The organism is Halioglobus sp. D3-4, from assembly GCF_055809315.1.
The window spans coordinates 839,696-853,595 of the sequence record NZ_CM147907.1 but is presented as its reverse complement, the minus strand read 5'-3'; the positions used below and the strand labels follow the sequence as shown (position 1 = coordinate 853,595).

At 57.7% G+C, this 13,900-nt stretch carries 15 protein-coding genes; 5 read left to right on the top strand and 10 right to left on the bottom strand.

Going from position 1 to position 13,900, the window contains the following annotated elements:
- Nucleotides 1-2 precede the first annotated feature (2 nt).
- Genes AC0L6S_RS03600 through AC0L6S_RS03585 form a run of 4 tightly spaced genes read right to left on the bottom strand, consistent with a single transcriptional unit; the run spans nt 3 to nt 2,852 of the window.
- Nucleotides 3-839 (bottom strand): DUF2797 domain-containing protein, encoded by an 837-nt coding sequence (locus AC0L6S_RS03600; RefSeq protein WP_473427056.1) that lies wholly within the window; start codon nt 837-839, stop codon nt 3-5.
- Nucleotides 840-1,094 (bottom strand): YeaC family protein, encoded by a 255-nt coding sequence (locus tag AC0L6S_RS03595; protein ID WP_473427055.1) that lies wholly within the window; start codon nt 1,092-1,094, stop codon nt 840-842.
- 16 nt (nt 1,095-1,110) lie between these two features.
- Nucleotides 1,111-1,968, bottom strand: a complete 858-nt coding sequence (locus AC0L6S_RS03590) for a rhomboid family intramembrane serine protease (protein WP_473427054.1) — start codon at nt 1,966-1,968, stop codon at nt 1,111-1,113.
- Complete coding sequence (locus AC0L6S_RS03585) at nt 1,968-2,852, bottom strand: NAD(+) kinase (protein ID WP_473427053.1); 885 nt, start codon at nt 2,850-2,852, stop codon at nt 1,968-1,970. Before AC0L6S_RS03585 ends, AC0L6S_RS03590 begins: the two co-directional genes overlap by 1 nt.
- Nucleotides 2,853-2,946: 94 nt before the next feature.
- Here AC0L6S_RS03585 and AC0L6S_RS03580 point away from each other — a divergent pair, with 94 nt between their 5' ends.
- The 3 genes from AC0L6S_RS03580 (at nt 2,947) to AC0L6S_RS03570 (ending at nt 5,262) form a co-directional block, all read left to right on the top strand.
- On the top strand, nt 2,947-3,840 hold the full coding sequence (locus AC0L6S_RS03580) for a DUF1853 family protein (RefSeq protein WP_473427052.1): 894 nt from the start codon (nt 2,947-2,949) through the stop codon (nt 3,838-3,840).
- A gap of 122 nt (nt 3,841-3,962) precedes the next feature.
- Nucleotides 3,963-4,838: a helix-turn-helix transcriptional regulator gene (locus tag AC0L6S_RS03575; protein ID WP_473427051.1), complete on the top strand. Its 876-nt coding sequence runs from the start codon at nt 3,963-3,965 to the stop codon at nt 4,836-4,838.
- Nucleotides 4,839-4,851: 13 nt separating this feature from the next.
- Nucleotides 4,852-5,262, top strand: coding sequence for a YkvA family protein (locus tag AC0L6S_RS03570; protein ID WP_473427050.1), 411 nt, complete (start codon nt 4,852-4,854; stop codon nt 5,260-5,262).
- Between the two features lie 26 nt (nt 5,263-5,288).
- Here AC0L6S_RS03570 and AC0L6S_RS03565 read toward each other — a convergent pair whose 3' ends face one another.
- The 6 genes from AC0L6S_RS03565 to AC0L6S_RS03540 form a co-directional block, all read right to left on the bottom strand.
- Nucleotides 5,289-6,137: an MOSC domain-containing protein gene (locus tag AC0L6S_RS03565; protein ID WP_473427049.1), complete on the bottom strand. Its 849-nt coding sequence runs from the start codon at nt 6,135-6,137 to the stop codon at nt 5,289-5,291.
- Nucleotides 6,138-6,198: 61 nt separating this feature from the next.
- Nucleotides 6,199-6,579: a hypothetical protein gene (locus tag AC0L6S_RS03560; RefSeq protein ID WP_473427048.1), complete on the bottom strand. Its 381-nt coding sequence runs from the start codon at nt 6,577-6,579 to the stop codon at nt 6,199-6,201.
- 75 nt (nt 6,580-6,654) lie between these two features.
- Nucleotides 6,655-7,098, bottom strand: coding sequence for a nitroreductase/quinone reductase family protein (locus AC0L6S_RS03555; protein WP_473427047.1), 444 nt, complete (start codon nt 7,096-7,098; stop codon nt 6,655-6,657).
- A gap of 46 nt (nt 7,099-7,144) precedes the next feature.
- Entirely contained in the window at nt 7,145-7,888 is a 744-nt protein-coding gene (locus tag AC0L6S_RS03550; protein WP_473427046.1) for a slipin family protein, read from the bottom strand.
- A 6-nt stretch (nt 7,889-7,894) separates the two neighbouring features.
- On the bottom strand, nt 7,895-9,241 hold the full coding sequence (locus AC0L6S_RS03545) for an NfeD family protein (protein WP_473427045.1): 1,347 nt from the start codon (nt 9,239-9,241) through the stop codon (nt 7,895-7,897).
- 102 nt (nt 9,242-9,343) lie between these two features.
- Complete coding sequence (locus AC0L6S_RS03540) at nt 9,344-10,063, bottom strand: ABC transporter permease (protein ID WP_473427044.1); 720 nt, start codon at nt 10,061-10,063, stop codon at nt 9,344-9,346.
- Nucleotides 10,064-10,217: 154 nt separating this feature from the next.
- Here AC0L6S_RS03540 and AC0L6S_RS03535 point away from each other — a divergent pair, with 154 nt between their 5' ends.
- Both AC0L6S_RS03535 and AC0L6S_RS03530 read left to right on the top strand, forming a co-directional pair.
- Nucleotides 10,218-12,287, top strand: a complete 2,070-nt coding sequence (locus tag AC0L6S_RS03535) for a TonB-dependent receptor (RefSeq protein ID WP_473427043.1) — start codon at nt 10,218-10,220, stop codon at nt 12,285-12,287.
- 84 nt (nt 12,288-12,371) lie between these two features.
- Entirely contained in the window at nt 12,372-13,880 is a 1,509-nt protein-coding gene (locus tag AC0L6S_RS03530) for an endo-1,4-beta-xylanase (protein ID WP_473427042.1), read from the top strand.
- Nucleotides 13,881-13,900 lie beyond the last annotated feature (20 nt).

The following is a 13,900-nucleotide window of genomic DNA, read 5'->3' as shown; positions in this document are numbered from 1 at the left end:
TGTTATCCGGTTGTTTGCAGGGACAGGTTATAACCACCGTATTTACGCATATTGATCACACCGGTATCGAACATCAGGTACTGACCTTTAATGCCGAGCAGGGTGCCACCAATAACAGGTGTCTTGTCCAGGTTAAGGGATTTTACTTTGGTCGGATATTCCAGCACGGGATAGGTGATGTGCACGTCGGGCTCATCCGGCAATTCGGTGATGGCTTGCAGGCCGTGCTGCTGAGACAGCGCTTCAAGTTCTTCGGCGCACTCCTGCATCAGTCGCTGGCGGACTTCCTCAAGATCGCGCGGTTCTTCGTCGCCCTTGAGCATGGCCTGCCAGTTGGTCTTATCCGCAATATGCGGCTTGAATATCGTCTCCACCAGACCTGATTGCAGCCGATTGGATACGCGAAAGATTGGTCGCGCCTGGGTGGCACCCTGATCCATCCAGCGGGTAGGCACCTGCGAGCCGCGCGTAATACCCACTTTGATACCCGAGGTATTGGCGAGGTAAACGAAGTGGTCGATCATGCAGTGCTGCTCGCCCCACTCGGGTTCACGGCAAGTGCCCGCCGCATAGTGGCACTTCTCAGGGCTCATGATACAGCTGTCACATTGCGCCAGCCGCTTGAAACAGGGATAGCAGTATCCCTGATTGAAGCTCTTGCTGGTTTTGCGGTCGCAGTGAATACAGTTGATGGCGCCCAGGTACTCCAACTGCAACTGCTTGCCCAGAAAAGGGTTTAGCGGAACTTCGTGCTCACCCAGTATCATCGTGTACGACACTGGACTCGTCAGCGCAGTCTTCATCTTGCGCACGGCACCCGTCGCCAGTATTTCAGCCACCTACTCTCTCCACTTCAGGGGGGTTTCCGGTGGGTTATCGCACTGCTCACCGTCTTTCTCTTTCTTCTGGATATACCCTACGCGCTCTTCCTCAGGAAGGTGCTGCTCACCCCAGGCGATGATCGCCTGCATCGCGTGAGCCCGCTGCTGTGCTGTTACCACTTTGCCGTCGGGCCATTTCCCCAACTCGACAGCGCGTAAAAGGCGCTGATAGATCTCGGGAGACAGGGTTTCAATCGTTTTTTGGTAATCCATCGATACATTCATGCTGTCAGGGAGTGTGATTGTACTTGGAAAATACGCCAAACACAGCGCCCAGCACCGCACCACAGAGCAGGCCGCCGACATGGGCCGCATTGGCGATAGCCCCGAAGCCGAGCACCTCAACCACGCCCAGCATACAGGCCAGCAGCCAGCCGATCATTAATATCATAATGCCCCGCGAGGGCTGAATTTGCCACAGCGGCTGCAAGTGCGGCGCCACCCAGGAAAAACCGAGCAAACCGTAGACAACGCCGGACATTCCGCCGAACAGGCTGGCTCCGTCGAAGGCAAACTGGCTGGCGTTGGAGACCACCGCAATCACCAGAAATAGCATAAACATATTGAAATGTCCCAACGCCTGTTCAACCCGGCCGCCCAGCTCCCACAGCCAGAGGCAGTTAAACACGATATGCATCCAGCCGAAGTGCAGGAAAACCGGCGTCACCAGCCGCCAGTACTGGCCACCCATGCCATCGAACAGCAGGTGATCGCCAGCGATGCGAATCGGTGTGAATGTCAGATAACTCAGCCAGTTCAGCCCGGCATTCAGGTAGACCAGCAAAAAGCCGCAGACACTCAGCACAACCAGTGCCAGGGTAACCGGGGCCCGCAGGCGCAGCGGCGCAGAGGACTGGCGCTGATTCGCCGGCTTACCAGGCGTCAGTTCGATGCGTACCTCGCCCGCCCGCCAGGCCCGATACAACGCTTCTACCTGCTCCGCCTGTCCGGCATCGGCCACCATCACCACCTGCCGTCCATTCTCTTCGAAGATACGGTGCATCACGCCGCGCTGATGCAACAGTGCACTCAGGGGAAGCAGATCCTCCTCGACGGCAACCGAGAGGGCCGGGTAGAAATCCTGCATCAATTGACCAACGCATTGCTCCAGCGCAGCTTGTCCCTGCAACTGGCATAAAAACTGTGGCCCAACGGGTGTAATAACGTCAGGTGGTGTGGGTACTTGGTGATGTGCACAGCATCGCCCGGCCGCGCCTTCATATTGGAGCGCCCGTCGCAGGTCACCGGCGGGTGCATACGATTCCTTGCGAGGATATCGAGCCGAATTTCGGAGTTCCCATCCACCACGATGGGCCGACTGCTCAGCGCGTGCGGAAACATCGGCACCAGAACGATGGCGTCGAGCCTGGGATGCATAATCGGGCCACCGCCGGACAGGGAATACGCGGTGGAGCCGGTGGGCGTGGAAATGATCAGGCCGTCTGCGCGCTGGCGATACACGAAGGTATCGTCGATATTCAGTTCGAACTCTATCATCTGTGCGGAGGTGCCTGAGTTGACGACGACATCGTTCAGGGCTTCGCCGCGCCCCACCACCTCGCCGTCCCGGCGCACCTCGGCGTCCAGCAGAAAGCGGCTCTCGCGCTCAAACTCACCATCGAGTACCGCGGGGATCTGCTGGCCAATTTCGTCGGGCGTGATATCGGTGAGAAAGCCCAGCCGGCCGCGATTGACACCCAGCACCGGGGTGTCATATTTCGCCAGTGTACGCGCGGCGCTGAGCAGACTCCCATCGCCGCCGACAACGATGACCAGATCCACCTCGGCACCGAGTTCGTCCAGCGTCGCCAGGCGCGTCGCATCTTCGGGCAGCACGTCACCAAGGGCATCCTCGAGCACGACATCCAGACCCCGCGCCTGCAGCAGTGCGATCAATTCCCGCAGTACGTCTGTCTGTCCGCGCTGACGGCTGCGCCCGGCCAGACCAATTTTTTTGAAAGATGTCCGCATTGACCCTGCTTCTCTTCACTGAAGGGCTGCTATTATAACCACGAACCCACACCGTAGCGCAGCGATCATCATTAATTCCTATCGGACACAAGCCGTGCGAGACCTCGCATGGGCCTGCTTCTCGCCGCAAATGCTGCATCTGGAGCAACTCTCGGACACCCCGCCAGGCGTCTTTGCCAACGCAATGCCCCTGACGCCGGCGCGCGCGTTGTGGCTTAAGCAACTGGATCGGGACCCGTCGGCGCTGCTGACACACCTGTCGAGGCGCCCCACCCACCGTTTTGGCGTCTATTTCGAACAACTCTGGCACTTCTTCCTACACAGCGACCCGGCAGTGGAACTGGTTGCCCACAACCTGGCTGTACACGACGCGGGCCGCACCCTGGGCGAATTCGACTGCATCTATTTCTGCACAGCCCGCGCCTGTCATGTACACCTCGAACTGGCGGTGAAGTATTTTTTGGGGGTAGCGCGCGCAGGCGACACCACCACGGCGGCCAATACGCACGAGTGGCTGGGGCCCGACCAGCGCGATCGCCTGAAAACCAAGCTGGACCAGTTATTGCAACGCCAGATAGTGCTGGGCGAGGCCCCTGCAGCCAAACAAAAGCTGCTGGACATGGGTATCGGGAATATGGCACGTGAGATCGCGCTAAAAGGGTATTTATTCCAACCGCTGGAAGAGGCCCCGCCCTCCCCACCGGGATTTAACCAGGCCTGCACCATGAGCAAATGGGTCAGCTACCAGCAGCTGGAATTGCACTGCGCCGGTCTGGACGCGGCGAGCTTTGCGATTCTGCCCAAAATGCAATGGCTGAGCCCAGCTCAATGTGACGCCCCGGAGACACGGCTGACGCGTCAGCAATTGCACGCGCAACTGCCAGACCGATGGCAGGAGGATCACTATCCACTACTCATCGCCGCACTGGACGGAGCGCACACCGAATCTAGCCGCTTCTTTGTCACACCGGGAAATTGGCCGGATTAAACCGCCCGGCCAGCACCGCGTCGCGCCTTGCAGCCATCGCCCAACGGCGTTGAGATACGCGGTACTATTGTCCGCCGCAGCAATTTATACTGCAGTGGTTATTCGACTGATGAGCAGCACGCATGGCTAACCCTCAAGATGCCAAATGGCCTTTTCGCTGGGACCTTCTCCTACGTTACCGCTTTATCGAGACACTGGTCCTGTGGGAGGGGCGGCTCACCACGCGTCACCTCTGCGATACCTTCGGCATCGGCCGACAGCAGGCCAGCAAGGACATCAACAACTACATTCGGGAGGTCGGCCCCGGCAATCTCGAATACGACAAGTACCTCAAGGGCTATAAACCGACGGCGCAGTTCGAGCCACAGGTGACACAGGGCCTGGCCGATGAGTACCTACACCTGATGGCGCGCAACAACGAGTTGATGAATGTCTTCGAATCGCTGTCACTGAACGTGGCCAATGTCGAGGTGCTGTCACTGCCGGTTCGGGATGTCAAACCCGAAGTCCTGCGTCCTATCATGCAGGCGGCGCGGCAACAGCGCCGGCTGGAAGTCGATTATGTATCGCTTAATCATCCTGATCGCGAGGGACGTATTATCGTCCCTCATACACTGGTATATAGCGGCCTGCGTTGGCACGTGCGGGCGTGGTGTGAAAAAAACAGTGCCTATCGGGATTTTGTGCTCAGTCGATTCAGGGATATCCCTGAAATCATGGATGAATCCGAACACGGTGCCGAACAGGACACCGAGTGGCATACCCAGCTTGTGGTGCGAATTACACCCGACCCGAGACTGAGTCCCGAGCAACGCGAGGTAATCGAGGTGGATTACGGCATGGTGGACGGCGTTCTGGCCATTCCCACGCGCGCTCGCCTGGTGCCCTACGTATTACAGTTACTGCACATCGAACCCGGGGAACCGGCAGAAGATCCTACAGCACAGCAGATCGTGGTAGAAAATCGCGACGCGCTGGCTCCCTGGTTGTTTGGATAGAGGATGGTGCCAGATGAATGACAAAAACACGTTTGAAATCGCTTATTCAGAAAGTGGATTCTGGGCCAAGCTGAAGCGCTACGCAAAAACCGCTGGCACGGAAGTGGTTGAAAAGGCGCTTCTTCTGTACTACGCCGCACAGGAAGAAAAGGCGCCAGCCTGGGCCAAAGGCACCATCGCGGCGGCGCTTGGGTATTTCATCGTGCCACTGGACGCGATAGCCGACCTGACACCTGCTGTCGGCTACGCCGACGACCTGGGCGTGCTGGCTCTGGCAATTGCCGCGGTTGCGACCTATATCAATGAAGACGTACGGGCCAAAACAGCCACCAAAATGCGCGACTGGTTTGGCGAGGGCTCACCCGATGAACTGCCCGATAAATTACCCGAAGAGCCTGCTGCAGAGCCACCACAAGACAACTGAGCTCCGACACTGAACAGCGCAGTGCGCTAGCCCACAACGTCACCGATATTCAGCGTACCTGCGCTAACCACTTTCGCGTAAACGCCGGCATTGCCATTGCTGGCCTGTACCAGCGTGCGCATGATGTCCGGGTCTTTTGGCAGGTCACCAAAACCGTGCGTGGTCATGGAGCAGCGCGGGCAGTCGCCGACCACTTCCAACTCGACATCGCCTATCTTCACCCGTTGCCCCACCCACTGGGTCTCCGGAAACGGGTGATCGCTGTCAGGAATTTCCAGCAGGATGTTCGGCCGAAATCGATCGACATGAAAGTTGGATTCCGCGGACTGCGCTGCGAGGCTATTCAGCGATTGCTGGCTCAACAGATGAATGGGGAACGCATCGAAATAGGTGCCCGGTGGCGATTCAAACTCAATCACCTCGGCAAAGATACTGAGATCCGGCAGCGCTTCATCCGGCGCGCGACCAAACATCTCACGCAATTCTGTTTCCAGATCGTCGTGATCCGGGGCCCCTCGGCGGTAGTGATCAAGCGCTTCAGCCGGTAGTAGTGGCCACAACGACACCTGATGGTCCAACTTTTCACTCAGCCATTCATTGATGTCGGCGCTGCCCGTCTCACAGGAACTGCCGTCAGGGGCCCTCAGCACAGCGGGACTGGCTCCCTCTGCTGCCACCGTGCCAGAAAACCGGGCTGACAATGTCATTAGCGCCGGTATTTTCTTCGCGCCGCGTATGCCCCCGCGCACCTCATCGCGCACAGCCCAGACCCGATCGCCTGTCACGCCGCGCTGCGTAACCTCTAGGCTGGTATGCGCTTCACCGCGCAGACTCTTGATCGGGTAGCGAAACAACTGGCTAACGGTAGTCGACATGAAATTGCTCTCCGGCACTGTGTTTGTTAAGCATAATCAGGGGACATCGCAACCGTGGCTTCTAGGGTCTACTGTCATCGCCACTGCCACGGTCCTGATACAGGAAAATAACGGTAAGGACAGTGCCTGTGGTCATCAGCAACATTCTCAGCACCACGGTAAACATCGGTGCTTCAAACTCTATTCCGCGAGACTCCAGTTCAGCGTACCAGCCCACGATCTCCCTGCCGCTCTCTGCCCAACCGGCAAAGGTCATCGCTGTAGCCAGGAGATAGAGCAAGCCGATGGAGAAACGATGACCTGCGGTGAGCCTCGAGCCCGCCACAAATGACGCCACTATCACGGCAAAGGTCGCAGAGAGCCAGAACTGCAGCTGTGCGCCTATTGCCTCTCTCTGAAGCAGCGCAATCTCAACCATATCCGCTGTTTCAATGGATTCCATACCCACTCTCCCGAACACTCCGCATTGCGCGCATGTTGCGCATATCCTCACCTGCCCCAGTACTGCCTTACACTACTATGAAGCAAGACCGCTGCTTGGGCAGTCGTTCAGCCGTCGCAGCCATACCAGCGGAATTTTCCGTCTTGCCTTCGCCTGATAGCCGCCCTGATGCTTGTTGTTGGCGATGATGGTCTGCCACAGCGCCTCGCGCTCCGCATCGGGTACCTCTTCCGCGATCGCCCGATAATGATCTCTGCCTTGGTAGACCGTCACTTGCGGATTGGCTTGCATATTCAGATACCACGCTGGGTGGCTCTCCTTGCCACTGTTGGATGCGGAGACGACAATCGAATCGCGATAGGGATAGCAGGCAATTGGCACACAGCGTGGCAGGCCGCTCTTGCGCCCGATGCTTTCCACCAGCGCCACATCAATTGAGCCCATACGCGCACCGATACGACCACCGCTTTTGCGATAGAGCCACATATGGGCCTTGCCAAAATCCTTCCAACCAAACATAGCAGTGGCTACCTTATACAATTATCCGCAGTGCTGGGTGAGAGAGTTACGAACGCAGTTTGTCGATCAGGTCAATCGGCACGGGGAACACCAGCGTGGAACTTTTATCGCCTGCAATCTCCACCAGTGTTTGCAGGTAGCGCAATTGAATCGCCTGGTCCTGGGCAGACAACACCTTGGCGGCCTCGGCCAGTTTTTCCGACGCTTCCGCTTCACCGATCGCATGAATTACCTTGGCGCGGCGCTCGCGCTCGGCCTCGGCCTGCTTGGCCAGTGCCCGCACCATGGATTCGTTCAGATCGACGTGTTTGATCTCAACGTTGGCGACCTTGATACCCCAGGCCGCGGTCTGCTTGTCCAGAATATTCTGGATATCCGCGTTGAGCCGCTCGCGTTCGGCCAGCATATCGTCCAGTTCGTGCTGACCGAGCACCGAACGCAATGTGGTCTGCGACAGCTGACTGGTGGCCTCCAGATAGTTTTCCACCTGCACTATCGCACGCTCCGGATCAACCACCTTGAAATAGATTACAGCGTTTACTTGCACGGACACGTTATCGCGTGAAATCACATCCTGTGTGGGCACATCCATCACGATGGTCCGCAGATCGACCTTTACCATTTGCTGCAAGACAGGAATGATGATGATCAATCCCGGTCCCTTGATTTTATAAAATCGGCCCAACATAAAAATCACACCGCGTTCATACTCCCGCAGCACACGGAACATGGTCACAAGCAGTGCGATTACCAGAAAAACAATAATGCCAATAAATGGGAATCCAAACACGGTGCCTTACTCCTCTTTGAGTTTTCTGACCTGCAGTGTGAGGCCATCGATAGCCTCTACCGTCACTCTATCATGCGGCGCAAGCGAATCCTCGCAGGCCACCGTCCATAACTCGCCATCGAGATTGACGCGCGCGACCCCGCCGGGCACGGCCTCCACCTCGGCGGTGGCGCCAAGCAGGTGATCCAGGCCATTCCTCACCGGGCGCTGGCGGGCGCGCAGCATCATTCCCACGCCCATCACCAGCAATACTGCACTAAAGGCAGCAACGCCCAGTATCACCGGCAGAGCGATCTGGTAAGCGGGCATTTCAGTATCCATCAGCAGTACCGAGCCGACCACAAAAGCCACCAGCCCACCCAGCCCAAGCACCCCGAAACTGGGACTGAAGGCCTCGGCGGTCATCAGCGCAATACCCAGCAGAATGAGGCCGAGCCCGGCATAGCTGACCGGCAGGGTCTGGAACGCATACAGCGCCAGCAACAGTGAGATTGCGCCGGTAATACCCGGCAGCCCGCCGCCCGGGTTGTAAAACTCCAGCAGCAAGCCGTAGACCCCTACCAACATCAGGATATAGGCGACGTTCGGGTCAGTGATGACGGCCAAAAACTCGCTGCGCCAATCTACTGTGTGCTTGTACACAGCTATATCCGCCGTGTGCAGTTCGACACTGCCCTCACCCACCGGTACCTCGCGGCCATCCAGTTGTTTCAACAGGTCGGCTACAGAGGGGGCAATAATCTCGATCACACCCCGCTTGAGTGCAGCATTCGCCGACAGGCTGACCCCGTCTCGCACGGCTTTTTCTGCCCACTGCTCGTTGCGACCGCGCAGTTGCGCCAGGCTTTGTATATAGGCCACCGCATCGTTGACCACTTTCTTTTCCATCGGGGTCATCGCCGACGGTGCAGATGATGGCTCCTCACCACTGGCATCGTCGGGCTGCTGGTCTTTTCCAAACTGTGGCAGTTCAGGCTTGCCGATCTGCACCGGCGTGGCCGCTCCCAGGTTCGTACCAGGCGCCATGGCCGCCACGGAAGAGGCATACAACAGGTAGGTACCGGCACTTGCTGCGCGGGCCCCGCCGGGTGCCACGTAGGCTACAACCGGAAGCGGCGCGGCCAGAATGGCCTTGATCATCTCGCGCATGGCGACATCGAGCCCGCCCGGGGTGTCGATGCGCATGATTACGAGCTCAGCACCGGCCGCCTCTGCCTGTTCCAATCCACGAACAAAGTGATCGGCCGTCGCGGGGCCGATTGCACCGTCGACCTCAATCAACCAGGCATCGGCGTGGGCGTGGGTATTCAGTGTGCCCAGTGCCAGCAGTATCAACATGTATCTGTATAACATCGCGGCCCCGTTATGATTACTGTGTCACCAGTATAGAACAACTCCCTGCGTTCACTACACAGCATAATCTGTTCAGGGTCGGCGCTGCAAAGGCCGCCCGAATCACGCGCCTGGAGCGTTCACTCGCCGACGGACCAGCGATAGAAATAACGCAGTGGAAATCCCGGACGATGCAAAAATCATACACATCACCACTATCTGGTAGCGCGCGGCAATATGCGGAGATACGCCTGAGAGTATTTGCCCGGTCATCATACCGGGCAGCGAGACGAGGCCAACCGCAAACAGGGAGTTGATCACTGGAATCATGGCCGCCTGATAAGCCTGTAGTCGCGCCGCTGCCCAGTCCGCCCCGTGCGCCAGTTCAGCGTACAGACGCTCTGCTGCCAGACTGACTGCAGTCATCGCGTTGGCGAAGACCATACCCGCCAGTGGAATCATATAGTTTGGTAGATACCAGGGCTCGATCTGCAGCACCGCCTGCGTAACCAGCACCAGCGTGAGCCCGCCGCCGGCTGTAATGGCAAGTACCGCGGCACCCAACAGTAAGCGGCGCTCGGTAGGCACAGTGCCCAGCGCGATCCAGCTGGACGCCAGCAACATAATCGCCAATACCAGTACTATCAACAGACCGTTGCCGGCGCCGAAAATCCACGCCAGCACATAGCCGATCAGCAACAACTGCGCCAGCATCCGGGCCAATGCATAAATGGCGTGTCCCAGGTCGTAAGACCATTTGAACAGAATACCCAGCGTGATCGCCACTGGCACAAAGGCCAGTGCAAGCTGCGCCAGGGAGAGATTGAGAACGGGATTATCCATGCCTTACTGTAGCCGATAAATCCTGCGGTGACACCCGCCTGAAACATTGGCTGCCACACTCGAATCTCGCTGCATCGCGACGCACTCAGACAGTCATTGGGCTACCCCGCGCAATCCGCTACAATCGCGCTTCGTTCTGTTATTGGTCTACGCCATGCCCGCTCTATCGCCCAGGCACAAACGCACACCGATTATGGCCAGCCTGCTGGTTTTCACTGTGCACGGTTACACCGCACCGATTGAGGACGATATTCTGGTCACCGCCAGCCGGTTGCAGGAGGACGCGCTAAGGATGCCGATGTCCTGGTCCAGCGTGAACCAGGAGACGCTGACACTGGTGGATCCGGTACATATCAATGAGATCATGCAACGCGTGCCGGGCGCCTGGATCAGCCGCGGGAATGGCCAGGAAAGCATCATCTCTCTGCGCTCCCCTGTCCTCACCGGCAGTGGCAGTTGTGGCGCTTTTTTCTCGGCCGCTGACGGTATCAGTCTGCGCGCACCGGGGTTTTGCAACGTCAACCAGCTATTCGATTCCAACTTCGAACAGGCCGGCCGTATCGAGGTAATTCGCGGTCCCGCCACAGCGCTGTACGGCTCCAGCGCGATGCACGGCGTCATCAACGTCATCAGCGCCGCGCCGACCGAGGAACTGGACAGCCGGCTGTCTCTGGAGGGAGGCCCGGATGACTACTTCCGCGCCAAGTACCGCTACAGCGACACCATAGGACGAAACGGAATCAGTGTCAGCACCAACGCAACCCATGACGGCGGCTACAAGGATAACTCCGGTTACGACCAGCAGAAGGCTATCATGCGACACGACTATAGCGGTCAGGATTGGGATTTTCGCACCGTACTTGATACCGCAAATCTCAAGCAGGATACCGCTGGCTATATCCAGGGTTATAAATCCTACAAGGACGGTGACTCGCGCAAAGACAACCCCAATCCCAACGCCTACCGGGACGCCTGGTCAGTGCGACTATACAGCGCAGCCAGCGTCGCGCTAAACAGAAGCAACCGACTCACGATCACGCCCTATCTGCGCGTGAACGACATGCAGTTCCTGCAGCACTTCCTGGCCTGGCAACCGGAGGAACAAAACGCCCATAGCAGTCTCGGGCTGCGAACCACGGTCAACACCGATGCCGGTGTATTGCGCTGGACAAACGGCATGGACCTGGAATACACCGACGCCACGCTGAAAGAAACCCAGGATGAAGACTTCAGCCCCAACCAGCCCATCGGCGTGCACTATGACTATCAGGTGAATGCGAGTGTCGGAGCGCTGTACAGTCAGCTGCGCACGCAGTTCGATTCTCCGTGGGAACTCGATGTCGGTGTGCGCTTCGAGTACACCAACTACGACTACAACAATCGCACGAGTGACGGCGCACCCTGCGAGCCCAGCGCCTCCGCCTGTCGTTTTTATCGCCCCGCAGACCGGGAAGATGATTTCAGCAACTGGTCTATGAATATTGGCGCAAGCTACACGGTAAGTGAGGATCACGTTGTCTATATGCGTTATGCACACGGCTTCCGCGCTCCGGAGGCAACCGAGCTATACCGCCTGCAAGCTGGCCAGCAAACGGCCGATCTCGATTCGGAAAAAATCGACAACGTGGAACTCGGCCTGCGCGGCTACTGGCGACGTAACACGCGTTACGATATCGCCGTATACTACATGAACAAGGAGGATGTCATTTTCCAGGATGCCGATCGTCAGAATGTCAGCGGCGCCAAGACCAACCACTACGGCGCAGAAATGAGTGTCGACTTCCTGCTCGGCGACAACTGGTCTGTCGGGGTCGACGCCAACTACGCCTCACACACCTACGACAATAGTATCGAACTGCTCGGCAGCAGCAACGACATCAACGGCAATGACATAGACACTTCGCCTAAGGCATTTGGCAGCGCCCGTCTGGGATGGGATTTTTCCGAACTGGTCAATCGCAGCAGCCGCGCGGAACTGGAGTGGGTCTACATGGATTCCTATTATCTGGATCCCCAAAATGAACACCAGTACAACGGGCACTCCCTGCTCAATTTGCGTATTACCAGCGACCTGACCCCGCGCTGGTCAGCGGGCCTGCGCCTGACCAACCTGCTTGATGTCGAGTACGCAGAACGCGCGGACTACGGCTTTGGTGAATACCGCTATTTCGTGGGTCAGCCGCGCGGCGCCTATGTGCAGATTAATTACCAGTTTGGCGGTTGAGTCCGCCACAGCTACATTAGGGATAAGCTAAAAGCAATAATGTAGTGTGGATTTCAGCCAGAATAAAAAAGGAGAAAGTCCGAAATGCAAGTCGTCAGAGGGTCGTTCAACAGATATTTTGTCTACCTGCTAGCCGCCGGCGGTATCGCCGCCTGCAGTTCCAATAACTCCAGCGGTGTCAGTGATTCCTTGCAGAAAACCGGCAACTATGTCGAACTGACAGCCGCTGCAGGTATTCCTGATCTGCCAGACCTGCCGCTGGGTCGTCCGGCAAACCTTGAACTACTGGAACCGGCAGAGCAGGACGTTGTTGCCGCCGCCAATGCCCGCGCTGCCGAGTTTCGCTCAACGCCCGTAAACCTGTGGATAGATCAACCCGGCATCGAGGTGACCATCCAGCAGGTTGGCCACGGCTTTACCTTCGGCTTCCCGATTGAGCTGAAGCGCTTCGCGCACAGAGACCCTGAAGACCTGCAGTGGTATACCGCGCGCATGTCTGAACACTTCAGTCTGGCGGTACTTGAAAGCGATGCCAAATGGGCCGTGGTCGAACCTACCGAGGGCGCCCGGGAATTTGCCGCTGCCGACGAAAATGTCGCCTGGGCAGAGGAAAACGGCTTTGAGGTCAAGGGACATACCCTGCTATGGGGGCTGCCGATGCCGCTGTCCGGTGCCGCGCTGCCAAAGTGGGCCGAGGAAAAATTTCCCTCGACTGACCTTACCGACAACGAAGCCGCTGAGCTAAGGCGTATCCTGAAAGCGTTCATTCAGGACAGTGTTGCCCACTTCAAGGGCCGGCTCGCGTATTGGGATGTGACAAACGAAACACTGCAACCGCTGGCGCAATGGTTTATCGACAGGCTCGGCCCCGGCATTGTCGAAGACGCATACAGATGGGCCCGGGAGATAGACCCGGATGTTGAGCTAGTCTTTAACGAGTGGATTGTTGAAGTCTTTACCGGCTTCAACTCCCCGACCGCAGCCGATGTGCGCGACCGTATCCTGCAACTGCAATCGCGGGACATACCCATTGCCGCCATCGGGCAACAGGGACATTTTGCGCCCACGCTGTCGTTTGCCGATCCCACTCAGGATATCAGCGGGCGCACCAATATCGCAGAGTATGCCGATGCACTGGATATTATGGCTGAGACAGGGTTGCCCATTCATATCACTGAGACCAACTTTATCGCGCCGGAAGAACCTGAATTGCGCGCCGCCCACGCCGAGGCCCTGATGCGGCTATGGTGGGGGCACCCCTCGGTGGACATGGTGGTGTTCTGGGGGCCGTGGAACAAGGTCGCCGGACGCGACGAGTTCAACGTCGGTTTCTGGGATAATGACAAGGCGATTACTCGCCACGGCGAGGCGGTGTTTTCGCTATTGAACGACGAGTGGCGCACCAATGTGACAGTGACTGCCGATGAGGATGGATTATTTTCGGTCAACGCGTTTTATGGCGACTATATCGCTTATTGGACAGTCGATGGCACTACCTATCACGTACCGTTTACAGTGGCCAAATCAGATGACATCGACGGTTTTGCGATCCACACGCCCACCGATGACATGCCCGCCGTGGAAGCGCCTTAACACTGACAGCTCGCACCACG

Bases quoted from the DNA above. Each gene is read 5' to 3' on its own strand.
- AC0L6S_RS03595 (WP_473427055.1), bottom strand. From the start codon at position 1,094: ATGGATTACCAAAAAACGATTGAAACCCTGTCTCCCGAGATCTATCAG.
- AC0L6S_RS03590 (WP_473427054.1), bottom strand. From the start codon at position 1,968: ATGCAGGATTTCTACCCGGCCCTCTCGGTTGCCGTCGAGGAGGATCTG.
- AC0L6S_RS03585 (WP_473427053.1), bottom strand. From the start codon at position 2,852: ATGCGGACATCTTTCAAAAAAATTGGTCTGGCCGGGCGCAGCCGTCAG.
- AC0L6S_RS03575 (WP_473427051.1), top strand. From the start codon at position 3,963: ATGGCTAACCCTCAAGATGCCAAATGGCCTTTTCGCTGGGACCTTCTC.
- AC0L6S_RS03570 (WP_473427050.1), top strand. From the start codon at position 4,852: ATGAATGACAAAAACACGTTTGAAATCGCTTATTCAGAAAGTGGATTC.
- AC0L6S_RS03565 (WP_473427049.1), bottom strand. From the start codon at position 6,137: ATGTCGACTACCGTTAGCCAGTTGTTTCGCTACCCGATCAAGAGTCTG.
- AC0L6S_RS03560 (WP_473427048.1), bottom strand. From the start codon at position 6,579: ATGGAATCCATTGAAACAGCGGATATGGTTGAGATTGCGCTGCTTCAG.
- AC0L6S_RS03555 (WP_473427047.1), bottom strand. From the start codon at position 7,098: ATGTTTGGTTGGAAGGATTTTGGCAAGGCCCATATGTGGCTCTATCGC.
- AC0L6S_RS03545 (WP_473427045.1), bottom strand. From the start codon at position 9,241: ATGTTATACAGATACATGTTGATACTGCTGGCACTGGGCACACTGAAT.
- AC0L6S_RS03540 (WP_473427044.1), bottom strand. From the start codon at position 10,063: ATGGATAATCCCGTTCTCAATCTCTCCCTGGCGCAGCTTGCACTGGCC.
- AC0L6S_RS03535 (WP_473427043.1), top strand. From the start codon at position 10,218: ATGCCCGCTCTATCGCCCAGGCACAAACGCACACCGATTATGGCCAGC.
- AC0L6S_RS03530 (WP_473427042.1), top strand. From the start codon at position 12,372: ATGCAAGTCGTCAGAGGGTCGTTCAACAGATATTTTGTCTACCTGCTA.